Source organism: Mucilaginibacter sp. OK098, from assembly GCF_900142915.1.
Taxonomy (GTDB): domain Bacteria; phylum Bacteroidota; class Bacteroidia; order Sphingobacteriales; family Sphingobacteriaceae; genus Mucilaginibacter.
In genome coordinates, this window is the sequence record NZ_FRCM01000001.1 from 1,468,156 (window position 1) to 1,486,877 (window position 18,722).

Annotated in this window: 15 protein-coding genes; 10 read left to right on the forward strand and 5 right to left on the reverse strand. The window is 39.6% G+C overall.

Annotation, left to right across the window (positions count from 1 at the left end; translation table 11 throughout):
- Nucleotides 1-19: 19 nt before the first annotated feature.
- The 3 genes from BUE31_RS06040 to BUE31_RS30955 all read left to right on the forward strand — a co-directional run bounded on the left by BUE31_RS06040 (nucleotide 20) and on the right by BUE31_RS30955 (nucleotide 2,200).
- Nucleotides 20-481, forward strand: a complete 462-nt coding sequence (locus BUE31_RS06040) for a DUF4268 domain-containing protein (protein WP_073401163.1) — start codon at nucleotides 20-22, stop codon at nucleotides 479-481.
- A gap of 194 nt (nucleotides 482-675) precedes the next feature.
- On the forward strand, nucleotides 676-1,878 hold the full coding sequence (locus BUE31_RS06045; RefSeq protein WP_073401165.1) for a DUF763 domain-containing protein: 1,203 nt from the start codon (nucleotides 676-678) through the stop codon (nucleotides 1,876-1,878).
- Between the two features lie 151 nt (nucleotides 1,879-2,029).
- Nucleotides 2,030-2,200 (forward strand): hypothetical protein, encoded by a 171-nt coding sequence (locus BUE31_RS30955; protein WP_159440640.1) that lies wholly within the window; start codon nucleotides 2,030-2,032, stop codon nucleotides 2,198-2,200.
- Between the two features lie 23 nt (nucleotides 2,201-2,223).
- On the opposite strand, the gene tmk is transcribed toward BUE31_RS30955, so the two are convergent.
- The 3 genes from tmk to BUE31_RS06060 form a co-directional block, all read right to left on the reverse strand.
- Nucleotides 2,224-2,847, reverse strand: coding sequence for a dTMP kinase (gene tmk, locus BUE31_RS06050; RefSeq protein ID WP_073401167.1), 624 nt, complete (start codon nucleotides 2,845-2,847; stop codon nucleotides 2,224-2,226).
- 90 nt (nucleotides 2,848-2,937) lie between these two features.
- Nucleotides 2,938-3,465: a DUF4142 domain-containing protein gene (locus BUE31_RS06055; RefSeq protein WP_073401169.1), complete on the reverse strand. Its 528-nt coding sequence runs from the start codon at nucleotides 3,463-3,465 to the stop codon at nucleotides 2,938-2,940.
- Nucleotides 3,466-3,616: 151 nt separating this feature from the next.
- Nucleotides 3,617-6,199 (reverse strand): phosphoenolpyruvate carboxylase, encoded by a 2,583-nt coding sequence (locus BUE31_RS06060; RefSeq protein ID WP_073401171.1) that lies wholly within the window; start codon nucleotides 6,197-6,199, stop codon nucleotides 3,617-3,619.
- A 321-nt stretch (nucleotides 6,200-6,520) separates the two neighbouring features.
- Here BUE31_RS06060 and BUE31_RS06065 point away from each other — a divergent pair, with 321 nt between their 5' ends.
- Nucleotides 6,521-8,668, forward strand: a complete 2,148-nt coding sequence (locus tag BUE31_RS06065) for an FUSC family membrane protein (protein WP_073401173.1) — start codon at nucleotides 6,521-6,523, stop codon at nucleotides 8,666-8,668.
- Nucleotides 8,669-8,759: 91 nt separating this feature from the next.
- Nucleotides 8,760-8,972: a hypothetical protein gene (locus BUE31_RS06070; RefSeq protein ID WP_073401175.1), complete on the forward strand. Its 213-nt coding sequence runs from the start codon at nucleotides 8,760-8,762 to the stop codon at nucleotides 8,970-8,972.
- Between the two features lie 241 nt (nucleotides 8,973-9,213).
- On the opposite strand, the gene BUE31_RS06075 is transcribed toward BUE31_RS06070, so the two are convergent.
- Nucleotides 9,214-10,563 (reverse strand): PhoH family protein, encoded by a 1,350-nt coding sequence (locus BUE31_RS06075; protein WP_073401177.1) that lies wholly within the window; start codon nucleotides 10,561-10,563, stop codon nucleotides 9,214-9,216.
- 800 nt (nucleotides 10,564-11,363) lie between these two features.
- On the opposite strand from BUE31_RS06075, the gene BUE31_RS06080 reads away from it, so the two are divergent.
- From BUE31_RS06080 to BUE31_RS06095, 4 genes are all read left to right on the forward strand, one after another.
- Nucleotides 11,364-12,608 (forward strand): sugar MFS transporter, encoded by a 1,245-nt coding sequence (locus BUE31_RS06080; protein ID WP_073401188.1) that lies wholly within the window; start codon nucleotides 11,364-11,366, stop codon nucleotides 12,606-12,608.
- A gap of 2 nt (nucleotides 12,609-12,610) precedes the next feature.
- Nucleotides 12,611-13,459, forward strand: coding sequence for an ROK family protein (locus tag BUE31_RS06085; RefSeq protein ID WP_073401190.1), 849 nt, complete (start codon nucleotides 12,611-12,613; stop codon nucleotides 13,457-13,459).
- Nucleotides 13,460-13,605: 146 nt separating this feature from the next.
- Complete coding sequence (locus tag BUE31_RS06090; RefSeq protein WP_073401192.1) at nucleotides 13,606-14,421, forward strand: helix-turn-helix domain-containing protein; 816 nt, start codon at nucleotides 13,606-13,608, stop codon at nucleotides 14,419-14,421.
- Nucleotides 14,422-14,496: 75 nt separating this feature from the next.
- Nucleotides 14,497-14,970 (forward strand): YybH family protein, encoded by a 474-nt coding sequence (locus BUE31_RS06095; RefSeq protein WP_073401194.1) that lies wholly within the window; start codon nucleotides 14,497-14,499, stop codon nucleotides 14,968-14,970.
- A 121-nt stretch (nucleotides 14,971-15,091) separates the two neighbouring features.
- Here BUE31_RS06095 and guaB read toward each other — a convergent pair whose 3' ends face one another.
- Nucleotides 15,092-16,561 carry an IMP dehydrogenase gene (gene guaB / locus BUE31_RS06100; protein ID WP_073401196.1) on the reverse strand — a complete coding sequence of 490 codons (1,470 nt, stop codon included), beginning with the start codon at nucleotides 16,559-16,561 and terminating at the stop codon, nucleotides 15,092-15,094.
- A gap of 286 nt (nucleotides 16,562-16,847) precedes the next feature.
- Between guaB and BUE31_RS06105 the strand changes: the two genes are divergently transcribed.
- On the forward strand, nucleotides 16,848-18,722 hold the full coding sequence (locus BUE31_RS06105) for a tetratricopeptide repeat-containing sensor histidine kinase (protein ID WP_143167023.1): 1,875 nt from the start codon (nucleotides 16,848-16,850) through the stop codon (nucleotides 18,720-18,722).

Consider the following 18,722-nt stretch of genomic DNA (forward strand, 5'->3'; position numbering starts at 1 on the left):
CTTGACTCTCTAACCCTCAATGTACAGTAAAGACGAAGCATCGCAGCTTAAGCAACAATTCTGGACCACCTTTGGCCAGTACATTTCTCCGCAGCTATCTGCAGAAGGGTTACGGGTAAACTGGGTTAATTATAAAACCGGGATAAAACATGTTTACTTTAAAATGCAGGCCGATAAGCGGTCTGCTTCGATAGCCATTGAGCTTACGCATTCAGATCCCGGGATCCAGGAATTATTTTTCGAACAGTTTAAGGAATTTAAAAACATACTGCATGCTACGCTTGATGAAACCTGGGAATGGGAACTGCATGGAATTGACGAATCTGGTAAAAGCATCAGTCGTATCTATAAGCAGATTGATGGCGTAAGTATTTTCAACAAAGCCGACTGGCCTGCGTTAATTTCCTTTTTTAAACCCCGGATAATTGCATTGGATGAATTTTGGAATGATGTAAAATATGGGTTTGATTCGTTGAGATAGTTTTGCTTCTATAAACAGGCGACTCCGATGGAGTCTAAAAGCCGAGAGAGTTCTCAATCTATTATAAATGGATCCACACTCTGTTAGGAGTATCGTGTTTATAGAAAAAAAACGGCATAAATCATTGGCTCCAGCGGAGCCTCCTAAATAACTATACCATTATTAATTCATAATAATTTGCTAACTTTGTTAGCATGAAGCGATCAGGAAGTGCGGATTTACCTTTGCATTATGGCTACGTACCTGTTTGGCTTGCTGAACGGATGGCGAAGCTGGGCCTGGCTGTGGTGGAAAATATTGTGCTTGATTATGGCAAAGACGAAGTTTTAAGTCGTTTAAGTGATCCCTTCTGGTTCCAGAGTCTTGGTGCGGTTATGGGGATGGATTGGCATTCCTCCGGCATTACAACATCGGTTATGGGTGCGCTGAAGCGATCTGTAAATCCGCATAGCAAAGAACTGGGTATTTATATTTGTGGTGGAAAAGGTAAACACTCACTGCAAACCCCTGATGAGTTAATGAGGATCAGTGAAACAACAGGGCTCAACGGTAATCACCTCGTAAAATGCAGTAAACTGAGCGCAAAGGTAGATAATACTGCCATCCAGGATGGCTTTCAATTGTACACTCATAATTTTATATTAAGCAGCAGCGGCAAATGGGCCGTTGTGCAACAGGGAATGAGCGCCGAAAGCAAAACGGCAAGGCGTTATCACTGGCATTCGGAACAGCTTACCTCATTTGTGGATGATCCGCATACTTTTATTTACGGGCAAAATACCGGCAGCATTTTAAACATGGCCGATAAGCAGGCCGATGCTTCGCGAAAAGGCATTATGCAAATTGCAGGCGAAAACCCTGACCATATGCTTAAAGAGATTGGCAAGCTAACCATGCCAAACCATCATGATGTGAGAGCTAAAGATGTTGATTTGAAAAGACTCGGGGCAGTTTTATGGCTGGCACATGAAAAACAGCCAAAAGATTTTGAAGGGCTGCTGCAATTACAAGGTTTAGGGCCGCGTACGCTTCAATCATTAGCATTGGTTAGCGAGGTGATCCATGGTACACCATCACGATTTAAAGACCCGGCAAGGTTTTCATTTGCCCACGGAGGTAAAGACGGCCACCCTTTCCCGGTCCCCACAAAAGTATATGACGAAACTATTGGCATATTGCAAACAGCAATTCATAAAGCCAAATTAGGTTTAAATGAAAAGAATGAAGCCATTAAACGCTTAACCCAGGTAGCACAAAGGGCCGAGAAAGATTTTATCCCAAACGCTAATTTCAATAAAGTTATAGAGGAAGAAAGAAATAACTCATGGAAGTATGGTGGCCGCACGGTTTTGGGTAAAGCCAAACCGCCAATGCAACAACAGCTTAAATTATTTTAAGCATTAAACTATTCAGTAATTAATTAAACAATTGACAATAAAACGTCTTATTATTTAAAATGACATTAAATATATTTTGAATTCTCGTAATTATTTATAATTTTGAGGAAGAGAATACGTTTGATAGATATAATTACTAATATTAATTAACATGAATAGGAATTCACTAATCAACTTTTTAATAGGGAACGGCATCTTATCTTCAGAAGCAGGAAATAAAATCAATAAGCTTATAGCTAAATTATTTAACTTAAGGCCCGCTTATACACCTGTACCTGTTAAGGTTAAAGCTCCGCAGCATCCTGTGTTTAAAAATCGCTAAAAAGCAAATTTTATTATAGTTCCTTACAGGAACTGACTTGATATTTTATCCCAAATCCCGATAGCTATTGCTTCGGGATTTTTATTTCCATCCGTAACAAAAACCTTCTCCTCATCTTTCAGCAATTCAATAATCTCGAAATACTTACCCCGCACATTCTTTAAGTTATCAAGAGTTTCGTAAAGTTCAATAGAGGTTCGTCCTTTATTAAGGCGCTCAATGCTTATTTCGGGTGAGATATCAATGTATATGTTCAGATCTGGCCGTAATAACCCGGCACTTAAAGAGTTAGCCTGAATCACCCAGTTCAGATCCATATATGGGCTTTGGTAAGCGTATGATGATAGGTAATACCTGTCGGTTATTACCGTATACCCATCTTCAAGCATCTTTAAAATTCCGTTGGTTTTGTTTAGCAGGTGGTCTAACCTGTCGGCAACAAACAATGCGGCAATGGTTCTGTGATCTGCCTCAATCTTGTGACTGAATATATCCCTTATCATTTTGCCCATCGGGCTCTCGGTAGGTTCACAGGTAGTATAAACTTTTAATCCCGCTGCTTCAAGCTTTTCTTTTAATAATTTAACCTGGGTGCTTTTGCCGCTACCGTCAATGCCTTCAAAGGCTATAAAAAAGTTTTTCTTCATTAATGAACTATCCGGATATTTTAATCGGCCAAATATACAAGCTTATATAAGAATTTTGCAGTTAAAGTATCAGACAAAAATAGTACGTCTCTACTTTAATGCAATACAAATGGCATTTGCCGAATCCAGGTGTATCTTTATGGTTGGTAAATTTTGCGAGGCTACCTTTTTTATTTTATTATCAGAATTTGAGCTGGCATTGGTAAATAGTTTTACCGCTTCTTCATGATCAGCAACCATCATTTGCAGATACATTTTATCAAATGCCTTCCCTGACTTTTTTGAGAGATCATTGATCATTTGCTGATGTGCACTGTTAATGGTATCTGTTTCTGTAATTTTTTTATCAGTTTCCAGTTGCTTAAGTTCCTCACCAGTTTTTGTATGATCGTCAATCATCATTTTCGCAAGGTCGATAACTTTCTGATTATTTGAGTTTGTTATAGCTAAACCGGATGCTTTTATTTCGGTAAGGCCACCTTCAATACCACTTTTTATAAATACAACACCCTCCTGTTCATCCTGGCCCTGGTTATAATTCTTACTTTTTTTGTCCTGGCATGCTTGAGCACAAAGCAAAATCATCACCCCTGATAACAGGTAAATTACGTTCTTCATTTTAAGTGGTTAAGTATATACAGGCTATAACAAATAAACAGGTATCTGGTTTGAATATAGTCAGTAAAGTCCGAAAAGCGAAAATCCGAAAGAAAAATAAGTGTAAAGGTCAGACTTACGAAGTTTTAAAAACTTCGTAAGTCTCTTTGTATTACGCCAAATTCCGCCCTGCATTTACTATACCGTAAACCGTTCGGATCACCAGCTTATTATAAATTTTGATCAGCTCCTCGTCGTTACAATCATTTAAACATTGTAACGCATAGTGCTGCATAATAACCAGTGGCAATACAATTTTTTCGCGGATGGCAATTGAGCGGCGCTCAACAGGATACTCCTGCATTAACACCTCGCTACCGGTAAGCTCAAGCAACATAGCTTTGGTAAGTTCAAATTCATCCTTAAGCATTGTCCAGAACGACCCGAATTTCTCATCATTCTCCAAATAAGCTGTAACCCTGAAATCAGATTTAGACATTGACATGGTGCAGTTATCAACCATTGTTTTAAAGAAACCCGACTTAGTGTACAATTCTTTTATCTCATCCCAATGCCCGTTTTCTTTCATCTTGCTTAATGCTGTGCCAACGCCATAAAAGCCGGGAATGCTTTGTTTAAGCTGGCTCCATGAGGTTACAAAGCTTATAGCCCGCAGGTCTTCCAGCTTTAGCGAAGCATCGGTATTGCGCTTGGTTGGCCTGCTGCTAATGTTAATGTGCGACAATAATTTCAGCGGACTAAATTTTTCTAAATATTCAACAAATAAAGGATGCTGACGCAAGGCAATGAACAGTTTATAGCTTTCATCAGCCATTTTTGAGATCAGTTCTTTATGCCTTTTGTCTAATAGGTCGTTCCTGTTTGGATGAAGGGCTGAAATGATACCGGCATTGATCAACTGCTCCATATTAAAACGGGCAGTTTCAACAGAGCCGTATTGTGAACTAACGGTTTGTCCCTGGATAGTTAGCTGGATATGCTCATTGGCAATCTCCTCGCCCATTGAGGCATAAAAACGATGGGTTTTGCCACCGCCACGCGCCGGTGGGCCTCCCCTGCCATCAAAAAAGGCAAGTGCTACCCCATATTTGCGGGCCATTGCAGTAAGTTCGACTTTAGCTTTATAGATCGACCAGTTGGCCATTAAATAGCCGCCATCTTTTGTACTATCAGAGAAACCAAGCATAATTGATTGCAGGTTCCCTCTTTTTTGTAAATGTTCTTTATAAAACGGATGTGTGTACAGGCGTTCCATTACTTCGGCAGCATGTGTAAGATCGTTCACCGTTTCAAACAACGGCATAAAATCAACACTCAGGTTATCCTTATCCCATCCGCTCCATAAAAACAGATCAATTAACTGTAAGATATCTGACGCTTGCTGACAATTGCTGATAATAAAACGCTGACAAGCCTTTTCGCCATTGGTATGCTGAATTTGCTTCATTAGCCTGATGGTGTTCAGCGTATCGCAAATTAATTTATCGGCATCATCAGGGCAATGAAAATCAGTTTTATTAAATGTTAACTTTTGCAGTTTTTCAGGCTCATCAAAACTTTCATATCCCTTTACAATCCCGGTTTCTGCAGGAACTTGATGAACCGTATAATTAAATACATTTCGAAGAACGCGACTATCCTGCCTGATATCCAGCGTAGCAAAATAACAGCCAAACAACCTAACCTTTTTAATCAGGTCATCCACCACTTTTACAAAAAGGCTATCGTGTTCAGCAATAAGTGTTTGCCTTATGGAACTGAGGACAGCCAATATTTCCGCCTGAACGTTCTTAGGCTCCTGCTTACTGTAAGCATTGTCATAGATCAGCTTTTCAAGGGTAACCATTGACTTCTCTACCCCCCTGAAAGTTATCCGGCGTTTTAACACCCTGAAATCTCTGTAATAAGCTCTGAAAACCCTTTGCCTTAAAAATCCGGATACAGCTTTTGTAATTTCTGCGGTTACATTTGGGTTGCCATCTCTATCGCCGCCCGGCCAAAAGCCTAGTTCCAGCAATTGGTTAATTCTTTGGGTATCCAACTCAAACTCATCTTCCAGTTTTGATTGAATGCCCGACACTGCATGGTAAAATATATTTTCAAGAAACCAGGCCAAACTCACCGCTTCATCAAACGGTGTTGGCGATGTTTTATTAAAGAATGGCGTTTTACCAAGCTGCTGTAATAAAACATCAATGGTATTTATATCATTGGTTTTTAGTGCTTCAATCAGGTCAGTCATTATACCCAGTACCGAGCCGGGGTAAAACTGGGTTGGATGCGCGGTAAGTACCAATCTTAACGAGAAATCATCCAGCTTTTTACCAATATTTGTCCGTTGCTCCTCACTTACCGCGGCTTGTTGCAGCAGGCTTTGCATAGTGCCGGTTTCATCTTCGCGTCCTATTTTACTGAATGATGAATCTTCAATTGCATCAAACAACACCACCTGCCGCTCAATATATTGAATAAAGCGAAACATGCGGTTGATCTGTTCCCTGTGCTCAATATCCGGAACATACTTTTTGAAGAACGATTCGATAATCTCTGCCGGGGATAATTGCTTATTTGCTTCTTTTTCGCAATGCGAGCTAAAAAAAGGCAATAAGATCCCGGTATCCTTTACCTGGTAAAAAGGCAGTGTTTGAAATAAACTGTTATACAACTCAAAACGGGTTACAACTTCATTATTAAAAGCTGTTTCTCTTTGACTGAGTTTTAACGTAGATGGCATATAGCTATTGGATAAAAAATAAGTTTAATATAATTGGTTATATAACAGTTGGCGCAGATAAAATGATTTAAAGTCCTGTTTTTATTTTCAGTTCTTACATTAAATATCCGACGCATAAAATTAGCAAATAATGAGTAATTAATAATGGTTAACTATTATTAATGCAATATTTGCTAAAATAAGCCTTTATAATTTAATTTTTTTAAATTTGCATACTTATTTAAGCCCTAAAAAAGCATTTATGAAACCGTCATCCAGAAAAAGAGTAAACTAAAATTGCTCATGATAGCTTCATCGCCATAAAAAAAACAAATTATAAGGATGAAAATAGATACCAGGGAGATAAAAAGCTTTTTTTACAGCCAGTATTTTTCTGACGGTTTAAGAATGACAATCGGCATTCTGTTTCCTTCCCTTTTATTAATGCAGCTAAATCATTTTGATACGGGTATCACCATGTCATTAGGCGCTTTATGTATCTGTACCATTGATAGTCCGGGGCCATTATACCATAAGCGCAATGCCATGGCTATTGGCAACCTGTTCCTTTTTATAGTTGCCGTTATTACCGGCTTTGCCAGGTTGAATGTGTTTACCTTAGGCATTGAGATCACGCTACTTTCCTTTTTGTTCTCCATGTTTACCGTATATGGTAACCGGGCCGCATCGATAGGAACCTGCGCTCTGTTGATTATGATCTTCATGATGGACAAGGAAGCAAAGCCCAATGAAGTTTTAACACTGAGCCTTATCATTTTAGCGGGCGGGATCTGGTATTTATTGTTCAGTCTTATATTTTTCGGCATCAGGCCTTATCGCGCAGCACAACAAACATTAGGCGAAAGCATAGCCGACATTGCCAAATTTGTAAGGATAAAAGCTGATTTTTATTTATCAGATACGGATATTGATGAAAATTATCGCAAGCTGGTATCACAGCAAGTAAAGGTGAGTCAGCACCAGGATGCCGTGCGCGAGCTGCTTTTTAAAAGCAGGATAATGGTAAAGGAATCAACAAACCCGAGCCGGATAATGGTTTTGACCTTTGTTGACCTTGTTGATATGTTTGAGCAAATAATGGCCACCCATTATGATTATGGCCAGATCCGCGAAAAATTTAAAGCTACCGGGGTTTTAAAACAAATAGCCGACCTGCTGCAGGAAATGGCTGATGAGCTTGATAATATTGCTTACATGGTTTTATCAAACAAACGCAATAAGCATAAACCTGATTTTAATACAGGGCTTGAAAAATTGAAGCTAAGAATTGATGAGATTGGCGCAAATGAACAGGGTATAAGCAACATCGCCCTAAAAAAAATACTGATAAACCTGCGTGACTTAAATGAACGGATAAAAAGCATTTACAACTATTACAGCTCAAAATCAGCCGAGATCCTGGTTGAAAAGAATGATAATGACAATAGCGAGTACTCAAAGTTTGTAACCCGGCAGGACTATGCCCCGCATATATTTTTCGATAATTTTTCATTCAATTCCACAGCCTTTAAGCATTCTCTAAGGGTATCGCTGGTATGTTTAATAGGTTTTGTAACCGCCAAGTATATTGCCCTGGGGCATCACAGCTATTGGGTGCTGTTAACTATCATAGTTATTTTAAAACCCGGTTTCAGCTTATCAAAACAGCGCAATTATCAGCGTCTTATCGGCACCATAGCGGGCGGCATTGGCGGGATAGCTGTTTTACTTTTCATTCCGGATAAGGACGCACAATTTATATTGCTGATTATTCTGATGATAGGCACCTATAGCTTCCTGAGGTTAAACTATGTGGTAAGTGTTATTTTTATGACGCCCTATGTGCTGATCCTGTTTAAATTTTTAGGTGTGGGGCTTGTTGTTAAGGAAAGGATAATTGATACCATCATAGGGTCATCAATTGCCTTTATAGCCAGTTATCTTATCTTCCCCAGCTGGGAGTTCGAGCAGATCCAGCAAAACCTGCGCGAAGTGATCAATGCCAATGTCAGCTACCTGGCAAAAATTGCCGAAAGTATTTTGGGCCGGGAGGTTAGCACCATTGAATATAAGCTTGCCCGTAAGGATGTTTATGTAAAGTCAGCCAACTTATCAGCTGCATTTGAACGAATGACATCCGAGCCTAAAAGCAAGCAACGGAAGATAAAAGAAGTGCATAAGTTTGTAGTGCTGAACCATATTTTATCCTCGTATATAGCAACCATTGCATCATCAGTGGCCTCCAAAGCATTACATAGGGCCCCGGTAGAAAACCTTAAATTGATAAAAAAGAGTATCGCTATTCTTAATGATTGTAACAAAAAATTGGACGGTGATGTTGTGGAGATAGGTTCATTAAAAACTCTATCTGCTGTTGAAAGTGAACCCAAAGCTGTTTCTTCGGATGATTTGTTACTAAAAGAGCAATTAGGATTTATTAATAAGATAAGTACGGATATAGCGAGGGTGACGGATAGTATTGTGAGTTAGTTCATAGTTGATGGTTCATTGTTCATAGTAGCTGCAACTATTTTTAATAAAATAATCCCATTTAACGTTTGTTTCCTTAAATTTGATTACGATGAATACAATAAGAGTTGACATATTAAATCCTAAAGCTGCAAGGCTATTAAAGGATTTGGCGGACCTAAATCTCATTGCAATTCAAGATATCCCCAAAAATGGATTTGAAACAATTCTAAAAAAATTACGAGCCAAAACCAAATCAGTTCCTTCACTGGATGAAATTACTAAAGAAGTAGAGTTAGTAAGGACCAGACGGTATGCAAAATAATATTAGAATTATCCTTGATACCAACCTGTAGATAAGCTTCTTATTAACTAAAGATTTTTCATCGCTGTCGCGAGTTTAGCGATTAGCGTAACTCGTGGTGCGGCATATAGTAAGCTTTCAGCTTACAAAGAAAAGCCATTTTTAAATCAGGCTAATTTCATACCCATTTAATTATCCTGTGAAGCTGAAAGCTTCAGCAATGCTATACCACGAGTTACACTTCGTTAAACTCGCGGTAGTATTATAATAATTCATTAGCCAAATTCGCCAGCTCACTCCGCTCCCCTTTTTGAAGGGTTATATGCGCGTACAAGGGATGTCCTTTTGCTTTATCAATAAGATAAGACAATCCGTTGCTTTCCGCATCAAGGTATGGTGTATCTATCTGAAAAATATCACCTGTAAAAACAAATTTGCTGTTTTCGCCTGCGCGGGATATAATGGTCTTTACTTCGTGCGGGGTAAGGTTTTGGGCTTCATCTACAATAAAAAAGATCTTGCTTAGGGTACGGCCACGGATAAAAGCAAGCGGAGCTATAGAGATTTTATCATTGGTAACCAACTCATCAATTTTAGCCTGCATTTTTTCATCATCGGCAAACTGATCTTTAATAAATTTAAGGTTATCCCATATAGGCGCCATATATGGGTCTATCTTTGATTTAATATCGCCGGGCAAAAAGCCAATATCCTTGTTGCTGAGCGGAACGATTGGGCGTGTAACATAGATCTGGCGATAGTGTTTCCGTTGTTCTAAAGCGCTGGCAAGTGCTAATAATGTTTTCCCGGTACCGGCATTACCCTGTATAGTAACCAATTTAATATCCGGGTGAAGCAATGCGTGGATAGCAAACGCCTGTTCGATGTTTTTAGGATGGATATTAAATACCGGCTGTTCGGTAATTTTTTCTAATTGTGCAGTTTGCGAATTATAAAAACCGGGGATTGATCCCTTTTTTCCATTTAATATGTAAAAATGATTTATGGTATGCGGCTGCAGCTCAAAATCGCCAGCCGAAAGACTTTCTGATCTATTTAATTGATTAATGATCTTTTCCGGAACTTTATTTAAAGTAGTTTCGCCGGTGTACAGTTCATCCAGGTTTTTTATCTTACCGGTTTCGTAATCTTCTGCATACAGGTTTAATGATTTTGCTTTTAACCTTAGGCAGATATCCTTTGATACCAATACCACTTTTTTATCAGGACATTCCTCCTGCAGGCCCAGGGCAGCGTTCAAAATACGATGATCGGTTTTGTCTGACCCAAAAACAGCTTCAGCGTCGGTGGCCGTTTTGGTGTCCATTATTACCTTAAAGCTTCCTTTATTTTCTCCTTTCAACGGAAGCCATTGGTTAATAAGGTGATTTTGTGAGATCTCGTCCATCAGCCTGATAAAGCTGCGGGCTTCAAAATTACGGGTATCGCTCCCGCTCTTCATGTTATCAAGCTCTTCCAGTACCTGGATAGGTATGGCTACATCATGTTCCTGGAAATTTTCGAATGCGTTATGATCGTACAGGATCACCGAGGTATCTAAAACAAATATTTTTGCTCTTCCGTTACTCTTACTTTTACCTTCCTTACTCATGTCCTGCTAAATTAGCCATTTTAAGGGTTCCGGAAAATACCGGCAGTCAAAAAAGTGCTATAAAACGAAAACGGAAGCGTCCTCTTGCGATTCTTCTTCCGTTTCCTAACCCTATGCTCAACCGTAGTTGCTCATAAAGCACCAAGTTTTGTGTAAATTAACCGACCTGCCATTCTATCGTTCTTGCGAACAATTGATGCTCTCAGCTCATTGGCGGTTTCTGCTTTTCTCCGTAAAAAATTGCAGGCTTTACCAATACCTTATTTTAATTATCTTTCTTTTCCATGACTTGCGTCATTTCTTTTCCAGGTAACTCAGGCACTTCCGTGATCTTTAGCTCGCCCGAAGGTTTGCCCGATTCAATTCTGTAATCCTGTAAGGTTGTCAAAGTACGTCGTTCTTGATGATTCTAAGATAGGGTGCTGTATAACATTTACCAAGACTTTTTTTTAGTTTTTCTTAACAAGTTCTTAACAATTTTATACCATAGTCACCATATTGATACATAGGGATTTCAAATTATTTTTTTACAGTTATTTACAGGTTATTAACATCCTGGTTATTCACAAAAACACTTAAAATTAGGCTTTTAATAAATTGTAAAAATTCCTAAAAATCAAATTCTTTCAATTTTTTCTTTCAAAACAAGCTGAAAAAGCACCACAAATAAAGGATATTTTACCCCTTAGCATAACAAATCCACTACAAACTTTTTAAATTGTTTTAATAACTTGTAAATACTAAAGATTTACATTAAATATGTAAGTCAATCAACCCTAACCAGCTATTAAATCAAATCCATGAAACGCAGTTATTACATTGTAGCACTGATAATGCTTACCTTTTTTGTTATTTCATTTATAACAAACATTATCGGGCCTCTAAGTCCTTCCTTTATTACCGACTTTAAGTTAAGTAAAGTATTGGCCGGGGTTTTACCTTTTGCTTTTTTTATTGCTTATGGTGTAATGTCCATCCCTTCAAGCATGCTCGTACAAAAATATAACGAGAAGACCATTATGGTCACCGCTTTTGTAGTTGCCTTTTTCGGATCCCTTCTTTTAGCTATTGAGCCAAACTACTTAACAGCGGTTATCTCCCTCTTTCTAATAGGTTGTGGCATGGCCATGCTGCAGGTGGTTATCAATCCCTTATTGAGGACTGCTGGTGGAGAAGAAAACTATGCTTTTACATCGGTACTGGCACAACTAATTTTTGGCGGGGCATCATTCCTTAGTCCGCTGGTGTATTCATACATGGTTTTAAACCTCGATAATAAAAGCCATTCGGGTATCTTTTCAATATTGCAGCCACTGGTTCCTTCGCACATGTCATGGATCTCTCTTTACTGGTTGTTTGTGGTTATCTGCCTGTTCATGTTCGTGATCATGCTGCTTTCAAAATTCCCTAAGGTTGAATTGACTGATGACGAAAAAGCAGGCGCATGGAAAACCCATGTAATGCTTTTTAAAAAACCGGTGGTTATTTTATACTTCATCGCCTTATTTTGTTATGTGGGTACTGAACAGGGGGTATCGTACTGGATGTCAGAGTTTTTAAAGGAGTATCACCATTTTGATCCACAGACAACAGGAGCAAACGCGGTAGCTTATTTTTGGGGGTTAATGACGGCTGGCGGAATAGTGGGCTTACTTTTATTAAAGATAATGGACAGCCGCAAGCTTTTAGTGATCTTTACTATTCCCGCAATAATATTTCTTAGTTTGGGGTTATTCGGAAGCGCACAGGTTTCATTGTACTCATTTTCAATCGTGGGGTTCTTTATGTCGGTAATGTACCCAATTATATTTTCGTTGGCACTTAGCTCGGTTGATGAGCATCATGGGTCATTTGCAGGCATTCTGGTAACAGGGATCATTGGCGGCGCAGTTGTGCAGCTTCTTATTGGCGGTTTGAGTGGTCCGCTTGGATTACGTGCAGGCATGTGCTTTCTTTATTTAACCTTCGGCTATATGCTGAGCATTGGCTTTTGGGCCAAACCACTGATTACCAACAAAACTATTTTCGATAAAGACAAAGCCTGAAAATGACAAATACAAAAATTATTGGCATCGATCTGGGTGCCACAAATATTCGCGGCGCTGTAGTAAATGGTGATGCTATGTCTGATATAACTTCCAGGCGAATTAATACCAAAGGCACTGAAGAACAGGTACTGGAAGATGTTTATTACGTAGTGGATAAGCTGATTGCCAAAGATGTTAAAGCCATAGGCATAGGTGTGCCAAGTGTGGTTGATGTAGAACTAGGTATTGTTTACGATGTTGTACATATTCCGTCATGGAAGGAAGTACATTTAAAGCAGATATTGGAGGATAAATACAAGATCCCGGTATTTGTAAACAACGATGCCAATTGTTTTGCCCTTGGCGAGCATTATTTTGGCAAAGGCAAAGGTGCAAAAAACATGATCGGGCTAACGCTTGGTACCGGCCTTGGTGCGGGCGTAATAATCAACAACCAGTTATACGCAGGCCCAAATTGTGGTGCAGGCGAGTTTGGTTGTGTTGATTATTTGGATAACAACTATGAGTTTTATTGCAGCGGCTCTTTCTTTAACAATGTTTACGGCCTTAATGGCGAGGATGTATTTAAAGCTGCGCAAAAAGGCGATGCGCAGGCATTAAAGCTATACGCCGAAATGGGCACACACCTGGGCAATGCTATTAAATTGGTGATGTATACCTATGATCCCTCGTTAATTATTTTAGGCGGATCAGTGCAATTAGCTTATGACTTTTTTGAAAAAACCATGTGGAAACGCATTAACACGCTTGTTTATCCTAAAAGCGTGGAGCGTTTAAAAATAGAAAGATCAGCGCTGGAGAACAGTGGAATATTGGGGGCGGCAGGTTTGTACTTCGATTCCTTATAAACGAAAACTTACGAAGTTTAACTCGGTGTGTTTGCTTTTAATTGCCTCGTTGAGGGCGATGCCGTTTAAAAACTTCGTAAGTCTGCTGCCCTCTATTAAAAATTCGCCTTTTTTTACCTTAATTTTGAGCCAGTTATTAGTTATGTATGCGCTATAAAGAATTCCGTCCGAATAGCTTTTTAAAAAATCACGTACAATGCTATTTTGTATGCGAAACGGATACGGCTGTATTTACCGAAGACAAAGTTTTCGCGTCAGGATTCATCGAGATTATGTTCAACCTCGGATCGGACGGGCCGCAACAAATAAAGAATGGTGATTTAATAAGTCAGCCTGATATTCAATTGTGGGGCCAAACAATTCACCCCTTCACATTTGCTTCTTTTGGAAAGCATTCCATGTTAGGCATTCGGTTCTTTACGCATACGGCCGCCTGTTTTTTCGATGAGCCAATAGAGCAGTTTAACGACCAGGTAATTGATTTTAAAGATATAGGTGGAAAGGAAGCCGTCTTACTGCATTCAAAATTATTGGAAGCCAAATCATTGGACCGGAGAATTGAATTATTAGAAGAATTTCTATTGCAAAAGCTTTTGCTTTCTGCAAATAAATTCAACAGGTTGAAGCTGGTAAACAGCATTATGCACGAATTAGCCAGGGACGACTTTTTTGAAAATATCAATTCGGTTGCATCCCGTTACGGCGTTTCATCCCGTTACCTGCAAAAAATATTTTTAAATTACTCAGGTCTTACTCCCAATCTGTTTAGTAAAATAGCCCGGTTTCAAAACACCCTTCACCTTGTTGCAGACAAAGATCTGTCACTTACAACTATCGCCCATAAGTGTGGTTATTTTGATCAGTCGCATTTCATAAAGGATTTTAAATTCTTCACCGGCCTGGCACCCTCCCGGTTCTCTCCGGAAAGTTCAACCGATCTTTTTGTTGCCCTTAATAATTGAGTTGTTCCGTTTTTTACAATTTTGCCGTTTTCCAATGGGGTAGTTTTGCTGTAATTATTCATTAATCAAAGAATCATGAAACAAAACAAATTAACAGCAATCGTGTGCATAATCCTCTTTTTCGTTTATGGTAATTGCCAGGCTCAAACTACTACCAGCCCTGGTTTACTTACAATAAAAAAGGCGATTGAAAATACCAACGCGCTTTACTTTAGCCTATTCGAAAAAAAAGATGGAGCTATTGTTAACCTTTATACAGATGACGCATGCCTGTTATCTCCAAACATGCCTCCCATATCCGGCAAAAAAGCGCTCAAAAAAGATTTTGAAGACACTTTTTCAGATGGCAAAGTTAAAGGCGTTAAGTTCCAGACCAGCAATATTTACGGAGACGGCAACGAGTACGTAACCGAAGAAGGTACCTGGCAAGTTTTTGAACCCAGCGGAAAACTTTTGGACGATGGCAAATACCTGAAGCTGTGGAAACTAACAAAAACCGGATGGAAGATCTTCAGAGATTCGTTTAACAGCAATCACAAGTCGAAGTGATGATGGGACTATAAAAAGTAATACACTGATAGTTAATGTACAAAGAGGCCGTATCATAAATAAGATGATACGACCTCTTTTTTAATTCCTAACTGATCTCCAGCCTCCAATAACTAGCCTCTTAACGAGTATAGTTCGGAGCTTCCTTAGTTATCGTAACATCATGCGGATGGCTTTCTCTCATACCGGCCGCTGTAATCCGTACAAATTTGGCTTTTTGCAGATCTTCAATTATAGCAGCGCCACAGTAGTGCATCCCGGCACGTAACCCGCCGATATATTGATAAATAACTTCGGCAAGGTTTCCTTTGAATGGTACACGACCCACAATTCCTTCGGGAACCAATTTGGTAACCACATCTGTTTCATCCTGGAAATAACGGTCTTTTGAGCCTTTGTCCATGGCCTCAACAGAACCCATTCCGCGGTATGATTTAAACTTACGGCCTTCGTATATAATAGTTTCGCCCGGTGATTCTTCAACACCTGCAAATAATGACCCTGCCATTATAGAGCTGGCTCCGGCTGCAATAGCTTTAACAATATCACCGGTCTGTTTGATACCGCCATCAGCAATAACAGGTATTCCCCTGCCCTCAAGAGCTTTTGCGCATTCATATACCGCAAATAATTGCGGAACGCCCACACCTGCCACAATCCTGGTGGTACAAATTGAACCCGGACCAATACCTACTTTTACAGCATCAGCACCTGCATCAGCAAGCGCTATAGCGGCTTCGCCTGTGGCAATGTTACCGGCTATTACCTGCAAGTCAGGAAAAAGGGCTTTAACGCTCTTAACCATATCTATAACCCCTTTTGAGTGGCCATGGGCAGTATCAACAGTAATAACATCAACACCTGCGGTTACCAGGGCCTTTACACGGTCGATATTATCGGCAGCCACTCCAACAGCTGCACCAACGCGTAAGCGGCCAAATTCGTCCTTACAGGCGCTTGGGAAGTTTTTAAACTTCTGGATATCTTTAAAAGTGATCAATCCGCGTAGAATTCCATCCTTATCAACAACCGGAAGCTTTTCAATTTTATGATTTTGAAGGATCGCTTCAGCCTGGATCAAATTAGTTCCTTGGGGGGCGGTGATCAGGTTTTCTTTGGTCATTACATCACTTACCGGGCGGTCCATTTCTTTCTGAAAACGAAGATCGCGGTTGGTGATTATTCCTTTAAGCTTGTGTTCGCCATCAATAATAGGGATCCCGCCTATCCTGTATTCGCGCATAATTTTAACCGCATCAGCAACTGTTGAAGCTTCATGCAGCGTTACCGGGTCCTGGATCATCCCACTTTCTGAGCGTTTTACCTTACGTACTTCATCGGCCTGCGCCTGCACGCTCATATTTTTATGAAGAATGCCTATTCCACCAGCCTGCGCAATTGCAATTGCCAATGCCGATTCGGTAACAGTATCCATAGCGGCAGAAAGAATAGGAATATTCAGCCTTATTTTTTTTGTAAGCCAGGTGCTGGTATCAACATCGCGCGGTAAAACTTCGGAGTAAGCCGGGAGGAGTAAAACGTCGTCATAAGTTAATCCTTCGGCGACAAATTTTTGGGGGTCTAATTGCATAGCAAATAATGTGTTTGGAGTTATTATTTGCCGGGCAAAGCTACTGTTTTATTTCGGATTTCGGAAGTAGGATTGCGGAATTGTGAAGGAATAAGTATTAATAAGGGAAAAATTGCCTTACAATGATAAAGTTACCCAATCAACAAAATCATTATTAAAAATAAATCCATCAGTGATCAAAATAAAAAACAACCACGGATATCGTGTTGCGTATAAAAACATTTAACGTTAATTATGCTTATATAACTGGAACACAATTACATTTGGTACACCTAAAACTATATCTGTGAAAAGAAAGCCCGCGCTCATTATTCTATTGATGTTATTGGGCCATATCTGTTATGGGCAATTAGCGAGCATCCGGAAAATACAGCAACAATTACCTTTTATACATGATAGTTTACGCTATGTTGATGCATTAAACAGGCTTGGAACCTTACTTTATGAAAAGAATGTTGACAGCACTTTTTATTATACAGTAAAGGCACGAGCCATAGCCGACAGGCTTCAATATACCAAAGGCAAAGCCGACGCCGCCAATAACCTGGGCATACTTTACGATATGAAGGGCAATCTGCAGCTGTCGCTCAGATATTATAATGATGCCTATAATATTTATAGCACGATGCACGATACCTCAAATGTTGTGCAGATCATCATGAATATAGCATCTGTTTACCAGGAACTTGGTAAAAACCCCAAAGCGGTTAACAGTTATAAAACCGCTATTAGCATAGGAAAAAAATTAAGCCGGGATTCCATCATGTCTTTGGTTTTGTATAATTATGTGCTGATGTATCCGGATTCTATTCATAAGGACTCTATCCCCGTTTATATTGACAGAGCCAGGCAAATAGCCTCAAAGTACAATGATAAGCGTGTATTACTGGCTATAGATCAATTAACTGCCGAATATTATATAAAAAACGGGCAGCGTGATAAAGGAGTAGCCTTATTACAGCAAACCGTGGCAAATGTTATAAAAAGCGATCTTTACTATTTAAGTCTTGATATGCTGATAGACCTGGGTAACTTTTATGCTGCTACCGATTCGGCAAAGGCAATAGGCTATTACAGCCAGGGCCTTCAGATCACTAAAGAAAAAGGTTTTAAGATCTATACCGAGATCATCAATAAAAAAATATACGATTTTTATTTAGCCAAAAAGGATAATGCTATGGCGTTTCACTATAGCCAGCAATTGTTGATCCTTCATGATGAACAGGAGCAAACAGACAATGCATCAGGAATTGACTATATTGAATATGCCTTAAAAGACCAGCAGCTTAGTTCGGCCCGAACACAATCAAAATACCAGCAAAATCTTTTAATCCTCGTCATCTTGCTGTTTGTGATGACGATTGTTATCATTGTTATACTATGGCGCAACTGGAAAAAATCAGGCAGAACGGCTGAAGCTTTACGTCTACAGTTTAAGCAATCAGAATCAACAACAGAGGCTTTGGAAGTTATGAATAATAATTACGCCAGGCTGATTAAAATTGTGGCGCATGACCTGCGGAATCCAATTGGAGCCATCAATACCATTTCGTCAATGATCCAACCTGGCGATCTGTTAAATGCTGATACGCAGGAACTGATCAGCCTGGTAAAAATTTCGAGCAAAAATTGCCTGGAGCTTATTAATGAATTGTTGGAAACAGATTTTGACCCCCAACAAAATTTAAAGAAGGAAAATATCGACCTGGATGAACTGCTGACGCAATGTATCCATTTGCTCAGTTTCAGGGCAAAAGATAAAGACCAGCAACTGAACTTAGCCGGAAGTGCAGAGGGATCAATAATCCAGGGCGATCGTGAAAAATTATGGCGCGTAATTAACAACCTGGTAATTAACGCCATAAAATTCAGTCCGGAAGGCTGCGAAATAAACATTCAAGTCAGTCAATCCAACAGCGGCATAATTATTTCAGTAACAGATACCGGTATAGGCATACCTGTTGAGATCCAGAGTAAAATATTTGACCCGTTTACCGCAGCAAGGCGAAAAGGCACTGGTGGTGAGCAGCCCTTTGGACTGGGTTTATATATAAGTAAACAAATTATTGAGGCCCATAACGGCAAGATCTGGTTTACAAGTGATGACGGCCGGGGAACAACATTTTACCTGGAATTACCCAAAGCCGGCATCACCTCATAG